The following is a 19,889-nucleotide window of genomic DNA, read 5'->3' as shown; positions in this document are numbered from 1 at the left end:
GCATATAGCGGGGTCTGGCCCGCACCATGTGAGTGTGAGAAAAAACTCATCCCCTCCCCAGGCGGACTTCATGAGCGCTGGCGGGGCGGTGCACCGTGACGCTCAGGCGCCCCGGTCCACCGGCAGCCCCGAGCGCGCGAAGGAGAACACCAGCGACGTCTCGATGCGGCTCACCTCCGGACGGCTGGTGAAGGACTGGATGGTGAGCACGCGCAGGTGCTCGGTGTCCCGACACGCGACGTGCACCAGGAAGTCCGTCGTGCCCCCCAGGCAGTAGACCGCCACCGTCTCCGGCAGCGAGCGCAGGTGGTCCCCGATGCTGCCGAAGGCCTCGCCCACGTGGAGCCGGAGCTGCACGGCGATGAGCGCCTGGAGGCCCGACCCCAGCGCGCGCGGATCCAGGTCCGCGCGGTAGGACCGGATGCCCCCGTCCGTCTCCAGCCGCTTCACCCGCGCGAGGCACGAAGATGGGGCCAGCCCCACCTGCGCGGCCAATTCCTTGTTGGACAGCCATGCATTGTCCTGGAGGGCCTCCAGAATCGCGCGATCAATTCGGTCGAGTGTGGCCATCCGAGGCTTCCGGGCGAATTCCATTCGATGGATGCCGCACAATCCTGACCCGTATTCTGTCTCTACGAGGTCTACAACGCATGGTCCTCGTTCGTGAGCAGCCCGGAGTATCAGGCCGTGGAACGCGCGATGGCGCCCCGGCTGTCGGCGTTCTGGGACGAGCAGTCCCAGAACCGGAAGCTCTTCCTCCGGGGCAAGGCGGTCCGGGACTCGGCCGCGAAGGGAGGGCTGACGCCGGAGCAGCCGCGCCTCGTGGAGTACTACCACGACGACTTCGTGCGCTCGGGGGCACAGCTGGACGCAGCGGGCTCGAAGCGCCTGGCCGCGCTCAACCAGCGGCTCGCCACGCTCTACACGACGTTCAACCAGAACGTGCTCGCCGACGAGAAGCGCTACACGCTCCTGGAGAACGAGGCGGACCTGGCGGAGCCGCTGCGCATGGCCGCGGCGGCCGAGGCCACCGCGCGCGGACAGCCGGGGAAGTGGGCCGTGGCGAACACCCGCCCGGTGGTCGCGGACTTCCTCCGGCGGGACCTGCGCGAGAAGGTCTGGCGCAACTACGACAGCCACGGGGACCACGGCGACGCGCATGACAACAACGCGGTCATCACGCGAATCCTCGCGGCACGCGCGGAGCAGGCGAAGTTGATGGGCTTCCCCACCCACGCGCACCGGCAGCTCCAGCGCGCGATGGTGAAGACCCCGGAGCGCGCCATGCAGTTGCTGGAGATGATGTGGACGCCCGCCGTCGCGCGCGTGAAGGAAGAGGTCGCCGCGATGACTGCCATTGCGCGGAGCCAGGGCCCCAAGGAGCCCATCGCGCCCTGGGACTACCGCTACTACGCGGAGAAGGTGCGCAAGCAGGCGTATGGCTTCGACGACAGCGAGGTGAAGCCCTACCTCCAACTGGAGACCCTGCGCGAGGGCATGTTCTGGGCGGCGGGCCAGCTCTTCGGCTTCACCTTCACGCCCGCGCCGGACGTGCCCGTCTACCCCCCGGACGTGCGCGTCTTCGCGGTGAAGGACCGGGAGACGGGCCGCGAGCGGGGACTCCTGTACTTCGACCCCTACGCGCGGGAGGGCAAGTACAACGGCGGACAGACGGAGACGTACCGCGTCCAGGAGCGCTTCCGGGGCGAGGTGCCAGCCCTGGTGGCCATCAGCATGCCCTTCGTGAAACCGGGAGCGGGGAGCCCCGCGCTGCTGGGCTGGCGCGACGCCCAGACGCTGTTCCACGAGTTCGGCCACGCGAGGCACACGCTGAATAGCGACGTGACGTCCCCGGCGCTCGGGGGCACCCGCGTGGTGAGCGACTACGCGGAGTTCCCCTCCAAGCTGTTCGAGCACTGGCTCGCCACGCCGGAGGTGCTCGGCCGCTTCGCCGTGCACCACGCGACGGGCCAGCTCATGCCGCAGGCGCTCGTGGCGCGCCTCCAGAAGGCGGCGACGTTCAACCAGGGCTTCTACACCGTCGACTTCCTCACCTCCGCGCTGGTGGAGATGAAGATGCACCTGGCGGGGAGCAAGCGCATCAACCCCGATGCCTTCGAGCGCGACGTGCTCCGCCAGATGGGCGCGCCCGCGGAGGTCGGCACGCGCTTCCGCATGCCCCACTTCGGACACGTCTTCGCCAGCAACGCCTACGCTGCGGGCTACTACCGGTATCTCTGGGCGGACATGCTGGCGGCGGACGCGTTCGAGGCCTTCCAGGAAGGGGGAGGCGCGTACGACGCGGGAGGTGGCCGCGAGGCTGCGCGAGCACGTGCTGTCCGTGGGCAACACCGTCGACCCGTTCGAGGGCGTCCGGGCGTTCCGCGGGAGGGACGCGCACCTCGACGCCCTGATGCGAGAGCGCGGCTTCGTGACACAGGCGCCGGCCGCCCCTTGAGCCATGGGGTGGGGACGGCCATACATTGCCCCCATGCTCGACCACACAGGCATTGGCGTCGCGGACGTCGCTCGCTCGGCCGCATTCTACGACGCGGCCCTGGGGGCGCTCGGCCTCCGCCGGGCCATGCAGCTTCCCGCGGACACCGGGGCGGATGGCATTGGCTACGGCCGCGAGTACCCCGTCTTCTGGATCGACCGCTTCCATCCCCACGGTGTGAAGCAACACACGGCCTTCGCCGCCACGAGCCGCGCCCAGGTCGACGCCTTCCACGCGGCCGCGGTGGCGGCGGGTGGAACCGACAACGGGCGGCCCGGGCTGCGCGCGGAAGCCTCCGGCTATCCGTCCGGGTACTACGCCGCCTTCGTGTTGGATCCGGACGGCAACAACATCGAAGCGGTCTTCCGGGAAGGCTCCCGCTAGAGACCGCGATGCGCGCCGTGACGGGCGGCCTCACTGCACGGCGCGCGCGAACTGCCCCGGGGTGACGCCGACGATGCGCTTGAAGTGCCGGTTGAGCTGACTCTGATCACAGAGCCCGACCTGGAGGGCGACCTCGGCGGGCGCCAGTCCCTGTGTCAGCAGCCGCTGCGCCCGCGAGACGCGCAGATGGGTGAGGTATGCGTGGGGAGGCATGCCCAGCTCCTCGCGAAAGGCGCGGCACAGGTGGAAGCGGTTCCAGCCCACTTGATGGGCCAGCGCATCCAGGGTGATGCCCGCCGGAATGGCTTCGTGCAGGGCCTCCACCACGCGCTGGATGGGCCAGCGGTAGCGCCGCTCCCACGCGCCTGAATGCTCCAGGCATCCGACCAGCGAGGAGAGGGCTTCGGTCAGGGCCGTCTGGAGCGCGAGGGCGTTGGGGCGCCCCGCCAGGCCCGGCTCCACCACAGCGTGGAGGCGCACGAAGGCGGCCGCCGCGGGCTGCGACGTTTCGAGTTGGAGCTGACGAAGCCGGGCGGAGGCCGGCGCCCCCAGAGCTTCGCGGGCCTCGGCGACCAGGGGCTCGTCGAAGGCGATGACCTGGAACCGGGCGGGCCCGTCGCGGCGAAGGTCCCGGTGCACCTCCCCCATCTGCTTGAGGTCGACCGTCCGGGGCGAGGAGGAATGGACCCGGCCCCGCCCCCACCACTCCGAGTGCCCCCGCTGCGTCAGCATCACGGAGAAACGCTCCTTCACGGAGCGCAGCAGCCGCCCGTCGGTCTGGTAGCGCACCAGCCGCAGGCCAGGCAGCTCCTGGAACAGGAAGGTCTGGATGGACAGGGGGCCATCCACGACGGCGTGAGGGAGCGCGGGCACGGATGGATTCTAGGGATGAGCCTTCCCCGTGGCTTGGGCGAAGTTGACATCCACGACATGTCAACAACGTCCAAGCCCAGGGTGCCCCGGCATGGGTACGTCTTGCATTGCAGGCCCGGCCCTCCCCTCACCTGGCCGGGCAGGAGGGCGTCATGTCAGGCATCCAGGACAAGGTCATTGCCATCACCGGGGCCAGCAGCGGCATTGGCGAAGCGGCGGCGCTGCTGCTCGCCGGGCGCGGGGCGAAGGTCGTGCTCGGTGCGCGTCGGCTGGAGCGGTTGGAGCCGGTGGTGGAGCGCATCACGAAGACAGGAGGGCAGGCCCTCTCCGTACGAACCGACGTGAGGCGGCGCGAGGACGTCGCCGGGCTCGTCCGACGGGCCCGTGAGCGGTTTGGCAGGCTGGACGTGCTCATCAACAACGCAGGCAGCCTGGCGACCTCTCCGCTGGACGACCTGCGCGTCGACGACTGGGAGGAGCTGATCGACACCAACATCAAGGGGGTGCTGTACGGCATCGCCGCGGCGCTGCCTGTTTTTCGCGAGCAGGGCTTCGGGCACGTCATCAACACCGCATCGACCTCGGCGCACCGGATCGTGCCGGGTCAGGCGGTCTACGCCGGGACGAAGTTCGCCGTGCGCGCCATCTCCGAGGGGCTGCGCCAGGAGGCAGGCGCCAGGCTGCGGGTGACGGTCATCTCTCCGGGGATGACCCGGACGAACTTCCTCGAGCACGTGAAGAACCCGGAGCTCCGGGCCCGGTTCGAGGAGGTCCGGGACAAGCTCGCGATATCGCCGGACGCGATTGCCCGGGCCATGGCCTTCGCCATCGAGCAGCCCGCCGACGTGGACGTGGGCGAGGTGATTGTCCGTCCCACGGCGCAGGACTGAGCGGGCGGAGCACCGTGAAGGACCGCTGGCTCGACCGGAGCCGCGGCGTCTTGTACGGTTCCCGCCGTCATGCGGCGGTCTGGAAACCCAGCAGGTAGCAGGTCCGTGGAGACACGGTCCCCTGCCTCTCCGGGGTACCCCCGGGGAATCCATACACGGAGCACTTCCCCACGCGTGGCCGACCCCGCGGCAAGCCGCGACCCTGGCCACGCCAGACGGGACAGGTGGGACCGGGCCGCCGCATGGCGGATGCGTGCCGGATGAGCGGGCGGACCGTGGTGGCCCGGGCGCTCGCGTCCGCCTTCCTCGCGGCGCCGTGGACAGTCTCCGGCCTGGTCGCGAAGGGGTCTGAGGTCGTGGGCGGCCGGTTCTCCTGGCTCCGGTCGCTCGCAAGGAGCGTGCTGCGGTTCTTTCCCCGGCCACCGCACGGAAGGCTGGAGCTGCTCGCGGAGGTGCTCGCGACGCGGGCCGCGTTGAAGCAGGCCTGCGCGAATCCCGAAGCGCCAGTGCGGGTCGTGCGCTGGCTCACCTCCGAGCCGGAGATGGGACGCCAACCGTGGCCCATTCCGGCCCTGTCCACCCAGGCGGACCTCGCGGACTGGCTGAAGGTGACGAGCGCCCAGTTGGACTGGCTCGCGGATGGGATGGGCCGGGAGCACACGTCCTCGCCGGGACGCTGGCGGCGCTATCGCTACACCTGGATTCCCAAACGCAGCGGCGGAGAGCGGCTCCTGGAGCAGCCCGGCGAGGAGCTCGCGAGGCTTCAGCGACAGGTGCTTCACGGCATCCTGGACCGAATTCCTCCGCACGAAGCGGCATACGGCTTCGTGAAGGGCCGTGGCATCCGCGGCTTCGTCGAACCGCACACGGGACAAGCAGTCGTCATGCGGTTGGACCTGGAGGACTTCTTCCTCTCCGTGCGGCCTCCGAGGGTCTGGGGGGTGTTCCGCGCCGCCGGGTATCCAGACGGAGTGGCGGGGGCGTTGGCGGGGCTCTGCACGAACCGGACGCCTGGAGCGGTGGTCGCGAAGGCCCGAAGGGCAGACGACGCCCGGAAGGTGGATGCGCGCTGGCTACTGGCACGGAGGCTGGAGTCGCGGCACCTGCCTCAAGGGGCACCGACCTCGCCAGCGCTCGCGAATCTCGCAGCATACAAGCTCGACGTCCGGCTGTCGGCGCTCGCGGCGGCCCTGGGCATGCATTACACACGCTACGCGGATGACCTGGCGTTCTCAGGAAGCGACGCGAGGGCAGGCAGCGCACACCGGCTGCTGCGGTGCGTGCGCAGCATCGTGCGCGACGAGGGCTTCACGGTGCGAGAGGACAAGACGCGGGTGATGCACCAGGGCCACCAGCAATGGCTCGCGGGAGTGGTGGTGAATCAGCACCCCAGCCTTCGCCGCGCGGACTACGACCGGCTGAAGGCCCTCCTGCACCTGAGCCGCACGCGAGGGCCGAACAGTCAGAACACCGGCGGCCATCCCGACTTTCGTGCGCACCTGCTCGGAAGGATTGCCTGGGTGACGCATCTGCACCCAGCCCGCGGAGCCAGACTGCGCGCGATCTTCGAGCAGATTGTCTGGGACTGAGGGCGCTAGAATCAAGGGATGTCGCAGAACGAACGCGGTCTTTACGAGCTCCTGATCACCGAAGCACTAGAAGGTCAGCTCAACGCTTTGGCCCCTCGGCTGGAGGCCCACCGCTCCGCGCTGCATGAAGCAGAGGCAGCGGACCGTATTGGCCTCCATGTAGCTCAGGTGGTTGAGCGCGCCATCGCTTCGATTGACCGAAAAGATCGCGTAGTTATCGGCACGGCCGTCGCGCGCAAGCTCGTCGAGCTCGTTGTATGCGCTACAGACGCGAGCGCCCTCACGCGTGAGCGTCCGGTGGAACCTGCCAGTATACTTCGCAGCATTCTCGGGAAGCTCCCCGATGGGCGCACTGAGACGCTTTCCGAGCCACTCATCCCGCTGCTCGACACGACCCTGCTAACGAATGCCCCCGGCGAACCGCGCGTAGGCAATCAAGTACTCGCGGAGATCCACTCAGCCGATCAAATTGACGTCGTCATGGCGTTCATCCGGCGCAGTGGAATTGCCCCCATGCTGGAGGCCCTGCGTACACATTGTCATGCGGGCCGGCGACTCCGCGTGCTGACGACGACCTACACAGGCTCGACAGAGGCACGGGCACTCGATGCGCTCCGGGAACTGGGGGCGGACATCCGGGTGTCCTATGACCAGAGCAGCACCCGACTCCATGCGAAGGCATGGCTCTTCCACCGTCGGTCAGGGTTCTCAACAGCCTACATCGGGTCATCCAACTTGACCCATTCCGCGCAAGTCAGCGGTCTCGAATGGAATGTTCGTGCTTCGCGCGCACGCAATCCAAGCGTTGTCGACAAGGTCGCTGCAGTCTTTGAAAGTTACTGGAACAGCGGCGACTTTGCCCCATACGACCGCGAGCAGTTTCTGGCCCGTACGGCGAGCGCTGGCGACCGAAACTCACCACTCGAGTTGAGTCCCATTGAGCTCCGTCCTGAGCCCTTTCAGGAGCGACTGCTCGAGCAGATCGCCTTGTCACGGCAGCGTGGCCATCATCGAAACCTGCTCGTCTCCGCGACGGGCACAGGAAAGACGGTCATGGCGGCGCTTGACTACGCGCGGCTGCGCGAGACCCTTCCTCGCGCACGTCTCCTTTTTGTCGCCCACCGCGAGGAGATTCTCATGCAGACCCGTTCTACGTTTCGCCATGCGCTCCGCGAGCATTCCTTTGGCGAACTGTGGGTGGGCGGTGAGCGTCCCACGCACTTTGAGCATGTCTTCGCATCAGTCCAGAGCCTGACTGCGACAGGGCTCAAGCATCTGGATGCAGCCCACTTCGACGTTGTCATCGTCGACGAATTCCACCACGCCGCCGCCCCCACCTACCAGAGTCTCCTGGAGCATCTCCGTCCAGTAGAACTGCTGGGGCTGACCGCTACCCCTGAGCGAAGCGACGGCATGCCTGTGCTCGACTGGTTTGAGGGCCGAATTGCTGCAGAGTTGAGGCTCTGGGATGCCATCGATCAGCACCGGCTCGTTCCCTTCGCCTACTACGCCGTTCACGACGGCATAGATCTGCGCGAGGTTCCATGGCGCCGCGGACGGGGTTACGACGTCGAGAGCCTCTCAAATCTGTTTACGCGCAACGACGCGTGGGTACGGCTCGTATTGAAGGAGGTCGCACGCCGGTCGGAAGACCTCTCTCAGATGAGGGCGCTGGGGTTCTGTGTCAGCGTCGAGCACGCCCGTTTCATGGCGCGGACCTTCAGCGATGCTGGCATTCGTGCCATCGCTATCTGGTCCGATACACCTGACGATGAACGGCGCCAGGCGCTTCGGGACCTGGCGCAGCGGCGCGTGAATGTCGTGTTCTCCGTCGACCTTTTCAACGAGGGTGTGGACGTGCCGGCCGTCGATACCCTCTTGATGCTGCGGCCCACGGACAGTCCCACGCTCTTTCTTCAGCAGTTGGGTCGCGGACTTCGCCGGCATCCGTCCAAGTCGGTGTGCACCGTCCTCGACTTTGTCGGCCACCACCATGCCGAGTTCCGGTTCGATCATCGCCTCCGGGCGCTGCTTGGTGGAACCCGCGCCGAGGTGGCCAGGCAAGTCGAGCAGGGCTTCCCGTTTCTCCCAGCGGGCTGTCACATGGAGTTTGACCGCGTCGCGAGTGAGATCGTGCTGGCAAGTATCCGCAACGCGGTCCCTTCACGCTGGAGCGAGAAGGTGGAGGAACTGCGCGGCTACGCCAAGACTGCCAAGAACATGTCGCTCAGTGGCTTCCTCGCGGAGTCCGGGCTTGAGCTCGAAGACATTTACGCTGCGGACAAGAGCTGGTCGGACCTGTGTCAGGACGCGGGGCTCCCTGTGCTTCCCGCAGGCCCTCATGAGGCTTCCTTGCGCCGAGCCTGTGGTCGGCTCCTCCACATTGATGACGGTGGGCGGATTGATACCTACCGGCGACTGCTTGACTCGGATGCAGCCCCCCATGAGAAGGCGCTCTCCTCTGTGGACCGACGCCTGCTTCGGATGCTGGTTGCATCGCTCGTCGATAAAGCGGTGAGCAAGTCATCCACGCTGGATGAAGGATGCGCAATCCTCTGGGGCCACCCCCAGATTCGCCGAGAGGTCCTCGCACTCCTCCACACGCTCAGCAGTCGCATTTCCCACCTACCTTCGCCTTTGGTGAGTCATCGGGACGTGCCGCTGACCATCCATGCTCGCTACACGCGCATCGAGATTCTTGCAGCGTTCGGCATTGGTGATGGGGCCAAAGTGGCTCCTTGGCAAACGGGCGTCTACTGGGCCAAAGAGTCCAAGACGGACCTGCTCGCGTTCACACTCGACAAGACGAGCGGGCACTTCTCGCCGACGACACGCTACCGCGACTACGCCATCAGCCGGGACCTCATCCACTGGGAGAGTCAATCGGTCACGCGCGCCGACAGCGAGACGGGACAGCGCTACCAATGCCACGTCCAGCAGGGCACCAGCATCATGCTCTTCGCGAGGCAGCGCAGCGACGACCGCGCGTTCTACTTTTTGGGCCCTGCAACCTACGTGAAGCACGAGGGCGAGTTGCCCATGGCGGTCACCTGGAAGCTTGAGCACGCGCTCCCAGGCGACCTTTTTGCGTCCTTCGCGGCGGCGGTCGCATAAGCACCCTTAGGTTGAAGTCCTGGGGCCGGCGACCCACCAACTCCTTGGCGGTTGTAGGCGATGTCCGTCAGCTCGGATTGTCGGCTCCACGCAATTGCAAAGCGCCTGTTATCGGTTGCGCCTCCCCCGTAGGGCAAACGCTTTCCGGACCCGACTCCGAGAGCCCGCCGCATGCGCCTCGCCCCTTCCATCCTGGGACGGCCGCGCTCTCGCGAGACGTGGCCCTGGCGCAGCAGGAGGCAATGCCAGACGCAGGCGCCCCGGTCCGGAGTGTGGATCCAGCGAAGGTCCTGGTCGGCACCTGGGGCAGAGACCGCACCTACGGTCCCGAGGTCCGAGGTGTGCTCCCCCTCGTCTGCGACCCGGCTGGATGGCGCGCGTCCATCACGGGCTTCATCGTCCCAGGCCCCCTGGAGAAGCAGCCCCTGCGATTCTTGCCTCCAGGGGGTCAGGATGACTTTCGCGTGTCGCTGTCACCGGATGGAAAGCGCATCCTCGGGCATTGGGTTCAACCCCGCATCCTCGTGGCCGGTGTCCGCTACGCCAACGCCCGCGGCATGACCGTGCCGCGGGCGCGCCGGAGCGCTACCGGTGCTGGGCGAGGAGCCAATCCCAGAACGCGTAGTTGTCGTACTGCTGGGTCCAGCAGTCATGCACACTGCCGGGCAGCACGGTGAGGCGCAAGAGGGCGTCGCCCGTGGCCACCACCCCGGGCTGTGACGTCCACGTGGGGCTGCTGGCGCCCGGGAACAGATACGTCACCGTCTGGGCGGGAGCCGGCACCTGGACCAGCTGGAACTGCCCGTAGTTCTTCGTCACGCCCATCAGCCAGGAGGTCTCCGCCGACAGGGAGCCGCCGTCCGCGAACGAATGCACCGCCCACACCGGAACGTTCTTCAACTGGGTGATGGTGGGCCCCGGCCCACCGATGTTGGTGGCCATGGGCGCCAGCGCGGCCAGCCGGCTCCCATACGCGTACGCGTACTGCCAGCTCCCATAGCCGCCGAAGCTGATGCCCGTCAGGTAGATGCGCGTCGTGTCCACGCGGTAGTTCGCCACGAGGAAGCTGATGAACGCGTCCAGCTCCGCGGGCTGCCAGTTCGTCGGCGCACGAGGCGTGAAGACCATCACCTGGTGCTGCCCGAAGTACGCCTTGCCCTGGCTCGTGAAATGGATGTTCTTCAACGCCCCGTGACGCGTCACCACGTTCAGCAGGTCCGCCTCCGTGGGGGACGTGCCGAACTCACCATTCCCGTTCAGGTGGATGATGACCGGATAGGACGCGGTGGACGTCAGGTAGCCCGGAGGCAGGTACTCCCCATAGGCATAGCCCGCTCCCGTGCTCGCGGGCAGCCGGGCCACGACCTGGTCCTCTGTGGTGATGGTGAGTCCCGCGCGTTGCGTCCCCAACGCCTCCGCGTCCTCCTGCTCGAAACCGCCTCCGCAGGCGACGGCCCCCAACGCGACAACCAGCGCAATCCATTGCATCCGCATCGTGCCCTCCAGGTCATGGATTGAAGCACCCGCAGTCTGCGATTCCAGACAAACAACGAAAAGCATCAATTGCTCGAACAATCACATTTCACCGTGAATGCTCAGCAGCGCCGCAGGATTCCGGTCGAGTGGCAATGCGCAGGGACTCCATGGAGGTACACCGCGCCACGTCCACCCACGCTTCGGGCCAGGCGCCGTGAAGGTGCACTTCAGGGCTCTTGGCGGATCCGGCTTCATCGGCGGACATTGCATCGTGCAGCTCCTGGCTGCGGGCCATCAGGTGCGCACCACCGTGCGGGACCTGACGCGCGAGGGCGAGGTCCTCACCGTGTTGAAGGAAGGCGGCGTGGAACCGGGCTCCCGCCTTTCCTTCGCCGCTGCGGGACGCGGGCTGGGCGGAGGCTGCGACTACGTGCTGCACGTGGCCTCCCCCTTCCCCTCCGGTGCCCCCCGGCACGAGGACGAGCTGCTCATCCCCGCGCGTGAAGGAGCGCTCCGAGTGCTGCGCGCCTCGCGAGACGCGGGCGTCAAGCGCGTGGTGCTGACCTCCTCGTTCGCGGCCATCGGCTATGGCCATCCGCCCGGGAAGACGCTGTTCCCCGAGGCGGATTGGACGGACCCGCAGCGCCCCGGCGTGGGCGCCTCCCCAAAGTCCAAGACGCTGGCGGAGCGCGCGGCCTGGGACTTCCTCGCCCGGGAGCCTTCAGCGTCTGGGATTGCTGGAGGCCCGTCCCAGGTCCTGAAGGGGACAGCCCTCCGTCACCGCCTCACGTGGGCAGGGACTTCAGGAAGGACAGCAGGGCGGCGTTCACCTCCGCGGGGCGCTCCTGCTGGATCCAATGGCCCGCGCCCGGGAGGACGACCATGTCCCGGAGGCCGGGCACCAGCGCCTTCATGGGGTCCACCGGCGAGAAGGCGCGGCCCGGGTCCTTCTCCCCGACGATGAACAGCGCCGGCTGCCGGATGAGGGCGGTCGCCAGCTCGGGCAACTCCTCCCAGTCCCGGTCCATGTTGCGATAGCGATTGAGCCCGCCCCGGAAGCCGCTGTGCTCCAGCTCCTTCGCGTAGTGCGCGACATCCGCCTCCGTCAGCCACGCGGGCAGCGCGTCCGGCGCATCGAGGCCGGTGAGGAGGCCATCCCCCTTGCGGCGCGTCTTCGAGACCAGCGCCTGCGAATCGAAGCCGGGGGTGCCGGCCAGGATGGTGCGGACCGACCTCGGAATGTCCGCTTCGAGCTCCGCCTCGGCGACGCCCGGCTCCTGGAAGTAGAGGATGTAGACCCACGTGTCCTTGAACATGCTCCGGAACAGCTGCGTGGGCGGCAGGGGCGCGCGGCCCAGGTGCGGCACGCTCATGCCCACGACGGCCCGGAAGCGGTCCGGGTGCAGCGCGGCGCAGGTCCACGCCATCGCCGCGCCCCAGTCGTGGCCCACGACCACGGCGGTCTCCTCCCCCAGCGCGTCCAGCAGGCCCACGAAGTCCGCGAGCAGCTGCTTCATGCTGTACGCCTCGATGGGCTCCGGCGCGTCGCTCTGGCCATAGCCGCGAACGTCGGGCGCGACCGCGTGGTAGCCCGCGTCCGCGAGCGCCACGAGCTGGTGCCGCCACGAGTACGCGGACTCCGGCCAGCCATGGAGGAGCAGCACCAGCGGCCCCTGTCCGGCCTCCGCCAGGTGCAGGTGGATGCCATTCGTCCGAACCATGCGATGGGTGATGTCGGCCATGGGCGTGTTCTGCACGACGCGCGCCTCCGCCGCCATGCCTCGGGTGACAGCGGGTTCGGCTGATGACGGTGGGCATCGGGCCGGTGACAGCCGTCACCAGGCACGGGGCCCCGGGCCCCCGCGCGGTCCTCGTGAAATCCAGGGGTTGCACGCGCCCTGGCGGCCCGTGGGGGCTGGCATGCCCGCTGCTATGGGGTCCTGCATCGCCTCACCCGAAACCCCATCCCCTTCGAGGTCTCCCGCCATGGCCATCTCGCCCCTCCGCAGCCCCTCCGCCTCCGTGTCCCGCCTGCCGGTGCAGGACGCCGCCACCTCCCGTCCCGTGGGCCGCCAGGGCGGCGTGGACGGGTTCTCCTCCAGCCAGAGGCCGGGCTCGCCGGGGCTCGCGGCGTTCCAGGACGGCTTCGACGTCGGCGGCGGCAAGGGCGCGCAGCTGGGCAAGCTGCTCCAGGACACGCTGACGGTGCTGTCCTCCGTCGTGCAGTTGATGGCGCAGGCGGCGGGCGGCGCGCAGGGGCCCCAGGGCGCGCAGGGTGGGCCGTGCGGCGCGGGTTCACAGCCCTTCTCCGACAGCAGCTTCACGCCGCAGACGTCCTCGGGCCGTCCGCCCGTGTCGCTCGACGGCGGCGCCCCGGCCCCGACGGGCTCGCAGCCCGTGGCGCCCAACGGCAACACGGGCGTCGTGGGCCCCTCGGCCCCGCAGCAGGTGTCCCCGTCGCAGGGCGGCGGCACGAAGCTGGGCGGCAACCTGCCCCCGGGCCTGGAGAAGTTCCGCGGCGCCATCGAGTCCGCCTCCGCCAAGACGGGCATGCCGGCGGAGATGCTGGCCGCGCAGATCTGGCAGGAGTCGCGCGGCAACCTGGATGCCGTCACCACCAACGGCGGCAACGGCCTGACGGACACCGGCCTGATGCAGGTCAATCCCAACACCTTCCAGGAGCTCCAGGCGAAGCACCCGGAGCTCCAGGGCAAGAACCTCTCCGACCCGGAGACCAACATCCTGGCGGGCGCCTACTACATGAAGGACATGAAGGCGCAGTTCGGCAGCGATGAGCTGGCCCTGCGTGCCTACAACTCCGGCCCCAACGGCGTGGACCGCAACAACCCGGACGCCATCCCCGCGGGCACCGGCGACGCCACCTACGTGCAGAAGGTGAAGTCCTTCATGAACACGCTGGCCACCGGCCAGGGCTCGCTGCCCGCGTAGGCCCCCACGGAGCGCCGGAGCACCGCCCCCAGGGCTCCGGCGTTCACGCCAGCGGCACGTACGGCTCCGTGCGCAGCACCCCTGGTGGAACCTGCCCCCGCCGGAAGCCGCCGCTCGTTGAGCCCCTCCGGCAGGATGGCATCGTCGGGGACGACGACGGCGGCCTCCGAGCGCAGCGGGTCCTGCGGCGTGGTCTCCGGCACATCGTGGTACACGGCGAGCATCGTGACCTCCCGCTGCCGCAACAGGCCCACCGCTCCGGCGAGTTCGCCCGGCTGCTGGAACGCCTCCGAGATGCGCAGCGCCTCATCGAGTTGGTGGACGATGCGGTCGACGGCCCTCCGCACCGCCGCCGCGTAGAACGATTGGGTCGATGCCTTCACGCGACGAGACCGACGCGCGCTCCGCCGCGGCGGCTTGACGCGCCTTTGCGATTTTCAGGCGCTCGCCATGACGCGTTCATGTCCCAGGGATGGTGGAGGACTGGAGCAACAGGGCGGATGACTGGTGCAAGATGCCCCGCCATGCCCCCTACCCACATCCCATTGTTCGTGTTGGCCGGGCTGTCGTCCGGGTGCCTGCTGCTCGGCGCGTGCTCCGGCACCGCCAGCGACAACCACCCCGCGCAATCCCTCACCGTCCGGGAGCTGAACATCGTCGACGAGCACGGGCAGGCGCGCGTGCGCATCGGCGCGCCGATCCCCGACCCCCAGGGCCTGAAGCGCGCCACCACCGCCTACGGCATCCAGTTCCTCAGTCCCTCCGGGCAGGAGATTGGAGGGCTCGGGATGCTCGACGACATTGGCTTCCGCGGGCTCTGCTTCGACAGCGAGGAGGGTTACGAGGCCATGTGCATGGCGCTCGATCAGGGAAAGCCCACCATCACCTTCCGGCATGACTGGAAGGAGCGCATCACCCTGGGCGTGGTGGATGGCGTGGCGGGCATCGTGCTCCACGACGCCCAGGGAACGCCCCGCCTCAAGCTGGAGGTGGACCCCGATGGGAAGACGCGTGTCGTCGGCATGACGCCCACCCCGTAGGCGGTGTCAGCGCGTGGCCGGAGGCACGACGCCCTGGCTGTAGCTGTCGCAGATCGACAGGTACTCGTCGCTGTCCATGGCGAGCGCGGAGACCCGCATCTTCTTCACGCGGGGCTTCTCGAGCGTGGTCTTGATCTGCACCATCTTGAGGATGGGCAGGCCCATGTACGACTGGGAGTAGTAGACGTTCTCCTCCATATCCCCCCAGCCGATGAGCACGCCATCCGGGAACCGGATGCCGTCCCGGCCGATGAGCAGCACGGGCGTGTCCAGCTTCCCCAGCCCCCGGATGCAGTTGAAGAGCATCCAGGCCGAGGCCAGGGTGATGAGCGCGACGGCGATCCAGATGTTGCTCACCGGGAGCGACCGCACGGTGAGCACGCCGAAGAGGCCCGTGGCCAGGATCCAGATGACCACGCCCGCGATGAGCTTGCCCCGCGAGTAGTAGATGGCGCGCGGCTTCTCCGCCTGCTTCTTGGACTGGGGGGAGCGGTAGATTTCCATGTCGGGATGTCCGTGGGGTCAGCCGGCCAGCCGGTCTGACAGATAGGCCAGCAGGACTGGCGCGTTGATGACCTTCGCTTCGTCGAACTTCCGGGCCCGCCCCTGCGCGACGATGACCAGCTCGCGGGACGCGTAGCCCTGGTCCACCTCGTCCTGGAGGCGGATGCTCTCGATGTCGTCCCAGCGCCAGAGCCTGCCCCGGTGGATCAGCCCCGCATCGCCCAGCACCAGGGGCCCGAAGCGCACCGGCTTCCCCGAGGCGACCTGGTGGTTCACCCGCTCTAGCAGGCGCGACACGACCTGCTCCAGCACGGCCGCGTGCAGCGCGTCCGCGTCGCTCCACAGGTCCAGCCGCAGGCGCAGCGTCCCTCCCGTGTGGCGGAGGATGACGCGGTCATGCGCGTGCTGTTCGATGATCTCCCGCACGTCCCGCCAGCGGATCCGCAGTGAGTCCGCGCGCAGGCCGTCGGAGTCCACCGTCACCGTGTGCGGCGCCAGCAGCCACGCGAAGAGGTCTCGGGCCCTCCAGCCCAGGACCCAGATGCAGCAGGGGATGCCCAGGAGGAGCAGGGAGAAGCCGAACCCGCTCCGGAGCACGTCCTGGATCATCTGGTGCGGCAGCAGGGGCACGCCCAGCGGATCCAGCAGCGCCGCCGCCTCCACGTAGAGCAAGCCCAGGCCCGCCAGGAGCCAATACACCGAGTGCGTTGGAAGGATCTTGTGGTGCTCGTGCTTCAGTGAAGCCTCCAGACGGGCCTGGACGGCTTGTCTATAGGTAATCACTCCTGTCTCCGCGACGTATTTCGCTCCTCGGGCGGGCGTTCTCGCGGGCTGGGAAAAAACATGCTCATGGACTGAGACAGCACTGTCTGACTTTGCCTGGAATCACTCCTATCCCAAAGCAACACAGTCCGGGTGTTTCGCGACGGGCACAGTCGTCCGGACACAATCGCAGACACCTGTCTCCGCCGCGCACCGGCCCGGCAACGCCGGTGCGGGGACGGAAAGCCCCGTGCTTCAGCGGCGCGCGTAGGAGCCGGTGCGCAGCTCGTCGATGAGGCTGGGGCCCTTGGGCGCCCAGCCCAGCAGCGTCTCCGCCTTCTGGGACGTGAAGCGCTGATCCAACGCCAGCGCGTCCGCGAACGGACCGAACTGCTTGCGGGCCTCCTCCAGGGGCCACGCCACCGTCTTGCCGGCCACACCCGCGCCCTCGCTCGCGGCCTGGGCGGCGTCCTTCACCTTCACGCCCGGGCCCTGCGTGGCGAGGAGGACGGTCCCCGCGGGCGCCTTCTCCAGGGCGCGCACGTAGAGGTCCGCCAGGTCGTCCACGAACACCACCGCCCAGTGGTTCTCCCCCGTGCCCACGTAGCGCACGGCGCCCCCATCCTTCACGGACCCGGTGAGCATGGCGGGGATGCCGGTGCCCTGCCCGTAGACGACGCCCGGGCGGATGACGATGGCGCGCACGCCCGGCGTGTTCAGCACGCGCTGCTCCACCCCGGGGCGCCAGGCGACGATGGGCGTCGAATTGAGCGGCGCGTCCTCGTTGGCGACGCCCTGCGTGTCACCATGCACCCAGACGCCGCTCGTGTAGAGGAATGTCTTGTGGGTGCCCTGGAGCGCGTCCGCCACCGCCGCCACCGCCGGCGCGTCCACGTTCTTGTCGTTGGACGTCGCGGTCCAGAGGACCGCGTCCACGTCCTTCACCATGGCCGCCAGCCCCGCCGGGTCCTTCAGGTCGCCCCGGGCCACCTGGACGCCCCTGGTGGCCAGCTTGCTCCGCGCCTCTTCCGACCGCGCCAGCCCCACCACCTGATGGCCCGCGCGCTTGAGCGCGTCCACCACCGCCGTACCGATGTAGCCCGTCGCGCCCGTCACAAGGATTCTCATGGTCCACCCCTTCTTCCGGTTCAGGTTGCGCCCCCCTGATGCGCGGCGCCCTTCCGGGTTTCACACTCCCTGGAGCGCGGTGTCCGGGGCCGGCTCCGGAGGCCCTTCCCGGACGGGGGCCTCCGAGGACCGCCACGCCCAGGCGAAGGCGGCCAGGTTGAAGGCCATCATCGTCAGGGAGAACAGCCACAGCCGCAGGCAGACGGCGATTCCCGCGTGCAGCAGCAGCGTGGCCACCAGCCAGTGCCGCCGCAGCCGGGGGACCCAGACCATCCCCGCGTAGCCCACCTCGATGAGCAGCGTGCCCCAGCAGGCGAGCTTCGCCAGCAGCGGGTACGACGCGAGCCAGGCGAAGTCGAAGGCCTGGAACTGCGGCTGCATCAGCGCGCGCCAGAGGGCCTCGCCGTTCCACCACTGGAGCCCCTGGGCCTTGGCGAGTCCCGTGTCCAGGTAGATGAAGCACAGGTGCAGTTGCAGCGTGCGCAGCGCCACGCGGGCGGTGGACGACGGGCCGGTGAAGACCCGGCCGGCCCGCGCATCCAGCGACCAGCGCCCCGCGGACGGCGCGAACACCAGGTAGAAGCAGAGGACGTGGAGGATGGTATCCACGCCATACAGCGACAGGTACGCGTTCGCGGACGTCAGGCCGTGCGTGAACCAGGCGAGCAGCGCGAACACGCGCGTGCGGTAGCCCACGAGCAGGCCCACCAGGCCCACCGTGTAGAGGGAGAACACGGCGTACAGCGTGACCCGCGTGTCGATTCCCAGCGGCGCCAGCATCCGCCCCAGCCACCCCAGGCTGGGCGCCCAGTCGCCCGCGCCGATATCGGTGATGACCCACTGGACGAGGCCGAAGTTGCCATACAGCTCCAGCAGGTGCGGCCACAGGATGGAGAGCTGGACGAGGGAGATGAGCGCGACGGCGATGCGCAGGAAGGCCAGCCCTTCCGGCGCGGCGGGCTCCAGCCAGAAGCGCCTCAGGTGGGGCAGGACCCTGTTCATGGCGAGGCCTCGGCTGCGGTGCCTTCGCGGCGGCCAAAGGTCCCGGTGTAGTGGATGGCCCACTCCGGCCGCTTCCCCGCGGCCCACGCCTCCATGGAGGGAAGCTGGTAGGACTGGGTGACGATGGTGACCCGCGAGGCATCCGGGTGGATGCCCAGCATCACCGCCGCCCACGACTGCGCCAGCACGTCCTGCGTCTTCCGGTTGGCGCGCAGGCCGGAGGCGACGATGCACTGGTAGCGCAGCCCCACCTCCAGGTTGTCCGAAGCCAGGGGTTCGAACACGGTGCGTCCGTCACCCAGCGCCAGGAAGAAGCCGGTGCGCGTGTCACTGGCCACCGCGGGCGCGAAGAAGCGGTAGTCGCTGATGACGCCGGACAGGCTCTGGTAGGTGCGGACGGCGCGGTCGAACGCGTCCTCCGAGTTCGCTCGGGCCAGGCCGGTCCACAGGAAGGCGCCCACCGCGGCCAGATGCAGCACCGCGATGCACGCCCAGAGGGCCGCCTGGCGTTCATCACCCTCGGGCCGCGATGGGACGGGGTTCATGGCTACTTGAGGAACTGGTAGGAGCCGGGGGTGATGTCCGCGAGGACGGCATCGATGGCGAAGGCCACGCGCTCCGACTTCGCGCCCGAGGCCTGACCCGCCGCGGTGTTCGGATCCATCACCAGGCCCATGATGTTCGCCTCCTCATCGAGGACGACGCTCTGGGCGCTGGCCATGCGCCGCACGTAGGCGATGGGCAGCGTGCCGTAGAGTCGAGACCCGTTGATGCCGCCCCGGGACGAGAAGGTGGGCAGCCGGATGTAGAACGTGTCCGGGGACACCTGGCGGATCTGCGCGACGATGGCGTCCACGTCCGCCTGCGTGAAGTCGTGGGTCAGCGTGCGCGTGGACACGGACGCGAAGCTGATGGCGCTGGTGAGCGCCACGCCCACCGTGGCGACGGCGGCCACCTTGAAGCCGGCGTGACGGAACGCGCGGCGCACGATGTTTCGAGACAGGAATTGTTTCATGGGGGGCCTTCGGGGTGAATGCAGCGGCAGGAATGCGGCTGCCCCTCAGGTACGCCCCGGTGAATCTTTATTCTCGGGCCCGGGGTGCGCGGTGACCGCCCTCCCCCTTCAAGCGGAGGGGGAGGCATCCGGGGCGCGGATGGCCTACGGTGCGGCGCCATGAGCTTCGCCGACAAGATGCGCGTCTGGATGCCCCTGCATGAGAACGGTGTCAGCCGCGCCGCGCACTTCATGGGGGCCTACCTCTTCACGTTCGCCCTGCTGGTACCGCTGAGCTGGGTGCACGTGCCCGGCACGCCCGTCACCGCCGCGCACCTGCTGGTGGCCGCGGTGGCCGTGTACGCCATGACGCTGGAGTGGACCGCCGGCCTGCTCATGGCCCTGCCGCTGGTGCCCACGCTGCTCGCCGCGGAGGCCGTGGCCCGGCTGCCCACGGGGACGGCCGCGGGCATCGCGGTGGGCGTCATGGTGTTCCGCTTCGCGATGGTGGTGGGCGCGCACGTCGCCTTCGAGAAGAAGACCCACGGCCTGTCCCTGGGCGGCCCGATGCTCTTCTTCATCGAGCCCGTGTACCTGCTCACGCTGGTGCTCTTCTCGCTGGGCCTCAAGCAGGACCTGCGCTCGCGCGTGGCGTCCGGCGGCGTCGAGCCGGCCTCCGGCGCCTGA

18 protein-coding genes and 2 pseudogenes are annotated in these 19,889 nt (G+C 68.6%); 9 read left to right on the top strand and 11 right to left on the bottom strand.

The annotated features are described in order from the left end of the window. Positions 1-102: 102 nt before the first annotated feature. Positions 103-570: an Lrp/AsnC family transcriptional regulator gene (locus tag KYK13_RS08510; protein WP_223643501.1), complete on the bottom strand. Its 468-nt coding sequence runs from the start codon at positions 568-570 to the stop codon at positions 103-105. A 69-nt stretch (positions 571-639) separates the two neighbouring features. Here KYK13_RS08510 and KYK13_RS08505 point away from each other — a divergent pair. Then, positions 640-2,458: pseudogene (locus KYK13_RS08505) on the top strand (M3 family metallopeptidase); the annotation flags it as partial. Positions 2,459-2,461: 3 nt separating this feature from the next. After that, positions 2,462-2,881 carry a VOC family protein gene (locus KYK13_RS08500; RefSeq protein WP_370645321.1) on the top strand — a complete coding sequence of 140 codons (420 nt, stop codon included), beginning with the start codon at positions 2,462-2,464 and terminating at the stop codon, positions 2,879-2,881. A 30-nt stretch (positions 2,882-2,911) separates the two neighbouring features. On the opposite strand, the gene KYK13_RS08495 is transcribed toward KYK13_RS08500, so the two are convergent. Continuing rightward, positions 2,912-3,754 carry an AraC family transcriptional regulator gene (locus KYK13_RS08495; RefSeq protein WP_223643499.1) on the bottom strand — a complete coding sequence of 281 codons (843 nt, stop codon included), beginning with the start codon at positions 3,752-3,754 and terminating at the stop codon, positions 2,912-2,914. Between the two features lie 152 nt (positions 3,755-3,906). Here KYK13_RS08495 and KYK13_RS08490 point away from each other — a divergent pair, with 152 nt between their 5' ends. From KYK13_RS08490 to KYK13_RS08480, 3 genes are all read left to right on the top strand, one after another. Further along, entirely contained in the window at positions 3,907-4,644 is a 738-nt protein-coding gene (locus KYK13_RS08490; RefSeq protein ID WP_223643497.1) for an SDR family oxidoreductase, read from the top strand. A gap of 260 nt (positions 4,645-4,904) precedes the next feature. Continuing rightward, positions 4,905-6,233 carry a reverse transcriptase family protein gene (locus tag KYK13_RS08485; RefSeq protein ID WP_223643494.1) on the top strand — a complete coding sequence of 443 codons (1,329 nt, stop codon included), beginning with the start codon at positions 4,905-4,907 and terminating at the stop codon, positions 6,231-6,233. An 18-nt stretch (positions 6,234-6,251) separates the two neighbouring features. Continuing rightward, positions 6,252-9,347: a DUF3427 domain-containing protein gene (locus tag KYK13_RS08480; protein ID WP_223643492.1), complete on the top strand. Its 3,096-nt coding sequence runs from the start codon at positions 6,252-6,254 to the stop codon at positions 9,345-9,347. A 585-nt stretch (positions 9,348-9,932) separates the two neighbouring features. Here the strand turns inward: KYK13_RS08480 and KYK13_RS08475 are convergent. Continuing rightward, on the bottom strand, positions 9,933-10,835 hold the full coding sequence (locus KYK13_RS08475; RefSeq protein ID WP_223643490.1) for a PHB depolymerase family esterase: 903 nt from the start codon (positions 10,833-10,835) through the stop codon (positions 9,933-9,935). 103 nt (positions 10,836-10,938) lie between these two features. On the opposite strand from KYK13_RS08475, the pseudogene KYK13_RS39225 reads away from it, so the two are divergent. Next, positions 10,939-11,502 (top strand): annotated as a pseudogene (locus KYK13_RS39225) (NAD(P)H-binding protein); the annotation flags it as partial. 106 nt (positions 11,503-11,608) lie between these two features. On the opposite strand, the gene KYK13_RS08465 reads toward KYK13_RS39225, so the two are convergent. Further along, a complete protein-coding gene (locus KYK13_RS08465) occupies positions 11,609-12,565 on the bottom strand; it encodes an alpha/beta fold hydrolase (protein WP_223646562.1) in 957 nt (318 codons plus the stop codon). Between the two features lie 244 nt (positions 12,566-12,809). Here KYK13_RS08465 and KYK13_RS08460 point away from each other — a divergent pair, with 244 nt between their 5' ends. Beyond that, positions 12,810-13,772, top strand: a complete 963-nt coding sequence (locus tag KYK13_RS08460) for a lytic transglycosylase domain-containing protein (protein WP_223643488.1) — start codon at positions 12,810-12,812, stop codon at positions 13,770-13,772. Here the strand turns inward: KYK13_RS08460 and KYK13_RS08455 are convergent. Beyond that, entirely contained in the window at positions 13,706-14,155 is a 450-nt protein-coding gene (locus tag KYK13_RS08455) for a GyrI-like domain-containing protein (RefSeq protein ID WP_223643486.1), read from the bottom strand. The genes KYK13_RS08460 and KYK13_RS08455 overlap by 67 nt on opposite strands. Positions 14,156-14,296: 141 nt before the next feature. On the opposite strand from KYK13_RS08455, the gene KYK13_RS08450 reads away from it, so the two are divergent. Continuing rightward, a complete protein-coding gene (locus tag KYK13_RS08450) occupies positions 14,297-14,812 on the top strand; it encodes a hypothetical protein (RefSeq protein WP_223643484.1) in 516 nt (171 codons plus the stop codon). Positions 14,813-14,818: 6 nt separating this feature from the next. Here the strand turns inward: KYK13_RS08450 and KYK13_RS08445 are convergent, their stop codons facing one another. From KYK13_RS08445 to KYK13_RS08420, 6 genes are all read right to left on the bottom strand, one after another. Continuing rightward, on the bottom strand, positions 14,819-15,316 hold the full coding sequence (locus KYK13_RS08445; RefSeq protein WP_223643482.1) for a hypothetical protein: 498 nt from the start codon (positions 15,314-15,316) through the stop codon (positions 14,819-14,821). Positions 15,317-15,334: 18 nt separating this feature from the next. Next, positions 15,335-16,099, bottom strand: a complete 765-nt coding sequence (locus KYK13_RS08440) for a hypothetical protein (protein ID WP_223643480.1) — start codon at positions 16,097-16,099, stop codon at positions 15,335-15,337. 234 nt (positions 16,100-16,333) lie between these two features. Further along, a complete protein-coding gene (locus tag KYK13_RS08435; protein ID WP_223643478.1) occupies positions 16,334-17,206 on the bottom strand; it encodes an NAD-dependent epimerase/dehydratase family protein in 873 nt (290 codons plus the stop codon). A gap of 60 nt (positions 17,207-17,266) precedes the next feature. After that, a complete protein-coding gene (locus KYK13_RS08430) occupies positions 17,267-18,208 on the bottom strand; it encodes an HTTM domain-containing protein (protein ID WP_223643476.1) in 942 nt (313 codons plus the stop codon). After that, positions 18,205-18,753: a hypothetical protein gene (locus KYK13_RS08425; RefSeq protein WP_223643474.1), complete on the bottom strand. Its 549-nt coding sequence runs from the start codon at positions 18,751-18,753 to the stop codon at positions 18,205-18,207. The genes KYK13_RS08430 and KYK13_RS08425 overlap by 4 nt, the downstream gene beginning before the upstream one ends. A 2-nt stretch (positions 18,754-18,755) precedes the next feature. Beyond that, on the bottom strand, positions 18,756-19,223 hold the full coding sequence (locus KYK13_RS08420; RefSeq protein WP_223643472.1) for a hypothetical protein: 468 nt from the start codon (positions 19,221-19,223) through the stop codon (positions 18,756-18,758). Positions 19,224-19,382: 159 nt separating this feature from the next. On the opposite strand from KYK13_RS08420, the gene KYK13_RS08415 reads away from it, so the two are divergent. Then, positions 19,383-19,889: a hypothetical protein gene (locus tag KYK13_RS08415; RefSeq protein WP_223643470.1), complete on the top strand. Its 507-nt coding sequence runs from the start codon at positions 19,383-19,385 to the stop codon at positions 19,887-19,889.

Source organism: Corallococcus sp. EGB (assembly GCF_019968905.1).
In the GTDB taxonomy this organism is placed as follows: domain Bacteria; phylum Myxococcota; class Myxococcia; order Myxococcales; family Myxococcaceae; genus Corallococcus.
Note: the sequence above shows the minus strand (reverse complement) of the source record. Positions and strands in the feature narration are given on the sequence as shown.

Coding starts and splice junctions, on each gene's coding strand:
- KYK13_RS08510 (WP_223643501.1), bottom strand. CDS start 570: ATGGCCACACTCGACCGAATTGATCGCGCGATTCTGGAGGCCCTCCAG.
- KYK13_RS08500 (WP_370645321.1), top strand. CDS start 2,462: ATGGGGTGGGGACGGCCATACATTGCCCCCATGCTCGACCACACAGGC.
- KYK13_RS08490 (WP_223643497.1), top strand. CDS start 3,907: ATGTCAGGCATCCAGGACAAGGTCATTGCCATCACCGGGGCCAGCAGC.
- KYK13_RS08485 (WP_223643494.1), top strand. CDS start 4,905: ATGAGCGGGCGGACCGTGGTGGCCCGGGCGCTCGCGTCCGCCTTCCTC.
- KYK13_RS08480 (WP_223643492.1), top strand. CDS start 6,252: ATGTCGCAGAACGAACGCGGTCTTTACGAGCTCCTGATCACCGAAGCA.
- KYK13_RS08475 (WP_223643490.1), bottom strand. CDS start 10,835: ATGCAATGGATTGCGCTGGTTGTCGCGTTGGGGGCCGTCGCCTGCGGA.
- KYK13_RS08465 (WP_223646562.1), bottom strand. CDS start 12,565: ATGGCCGACATCACCCATCGCATGGTTCGGACGAATGGCATCCACCTG.
- KYK13_RS08460 (WP_223643488.1), top strand. CDS start 12,810: ATGGCCATCTCGCCCCTCCGCAGCCCCTCCGCCTCCGTGTCCCGCCTG.
- KYK13_RS08450 (WP_223643484.1), top strand. CDS start 14,297: ATGCCCCCTACCCACATCCCATTGTTCGTGTTGGCCGGGCTGTCGTCC.
- KYK13_RS08445 (WP_223643482.1), bottom strand. CDS start 15,316: ATGGAAATCTACCGCTCCCCCCAGTCCAAGAAGCAGGCGGAGAAGCCG.
- KYK13_RS08435 (WP_223643478.1), bottom strand. CDS start 17,206: ATGAGAATCCTTGTGACGGGCGCGACGGGCTACATCGGTACGGCGGTG.
- KYK13_RS08430 (WP_223643476.1), bottom strand. CDS start 18,208: ATGAACAGGGTCCTGCCCCACCTGAGGCGCTTCTGGCTGGAGCCCGCC.
- KYK13_RS08425 (WP_223643474.1), bottom strand. CDS start 18,753: ATGAACCCCGTCCCATCGCGGCCCGAGGGTGATGAACGCCAGGCGGCC.
- KYK13_RS08420 (WP_223643472.1), bottom strand. CDS start 19,223: ATGAAACAATTCCTGTCTCGAAACATCGTGCGCCGCGCGTTCCGTCAC.
- KYK13_RS08415 (WP_223643470.1), top strand. CDS start 19,383: ATGAGCTTCGCCGACAAGATGCGCGTCTGGATGCCCCTGCATGAGAAC.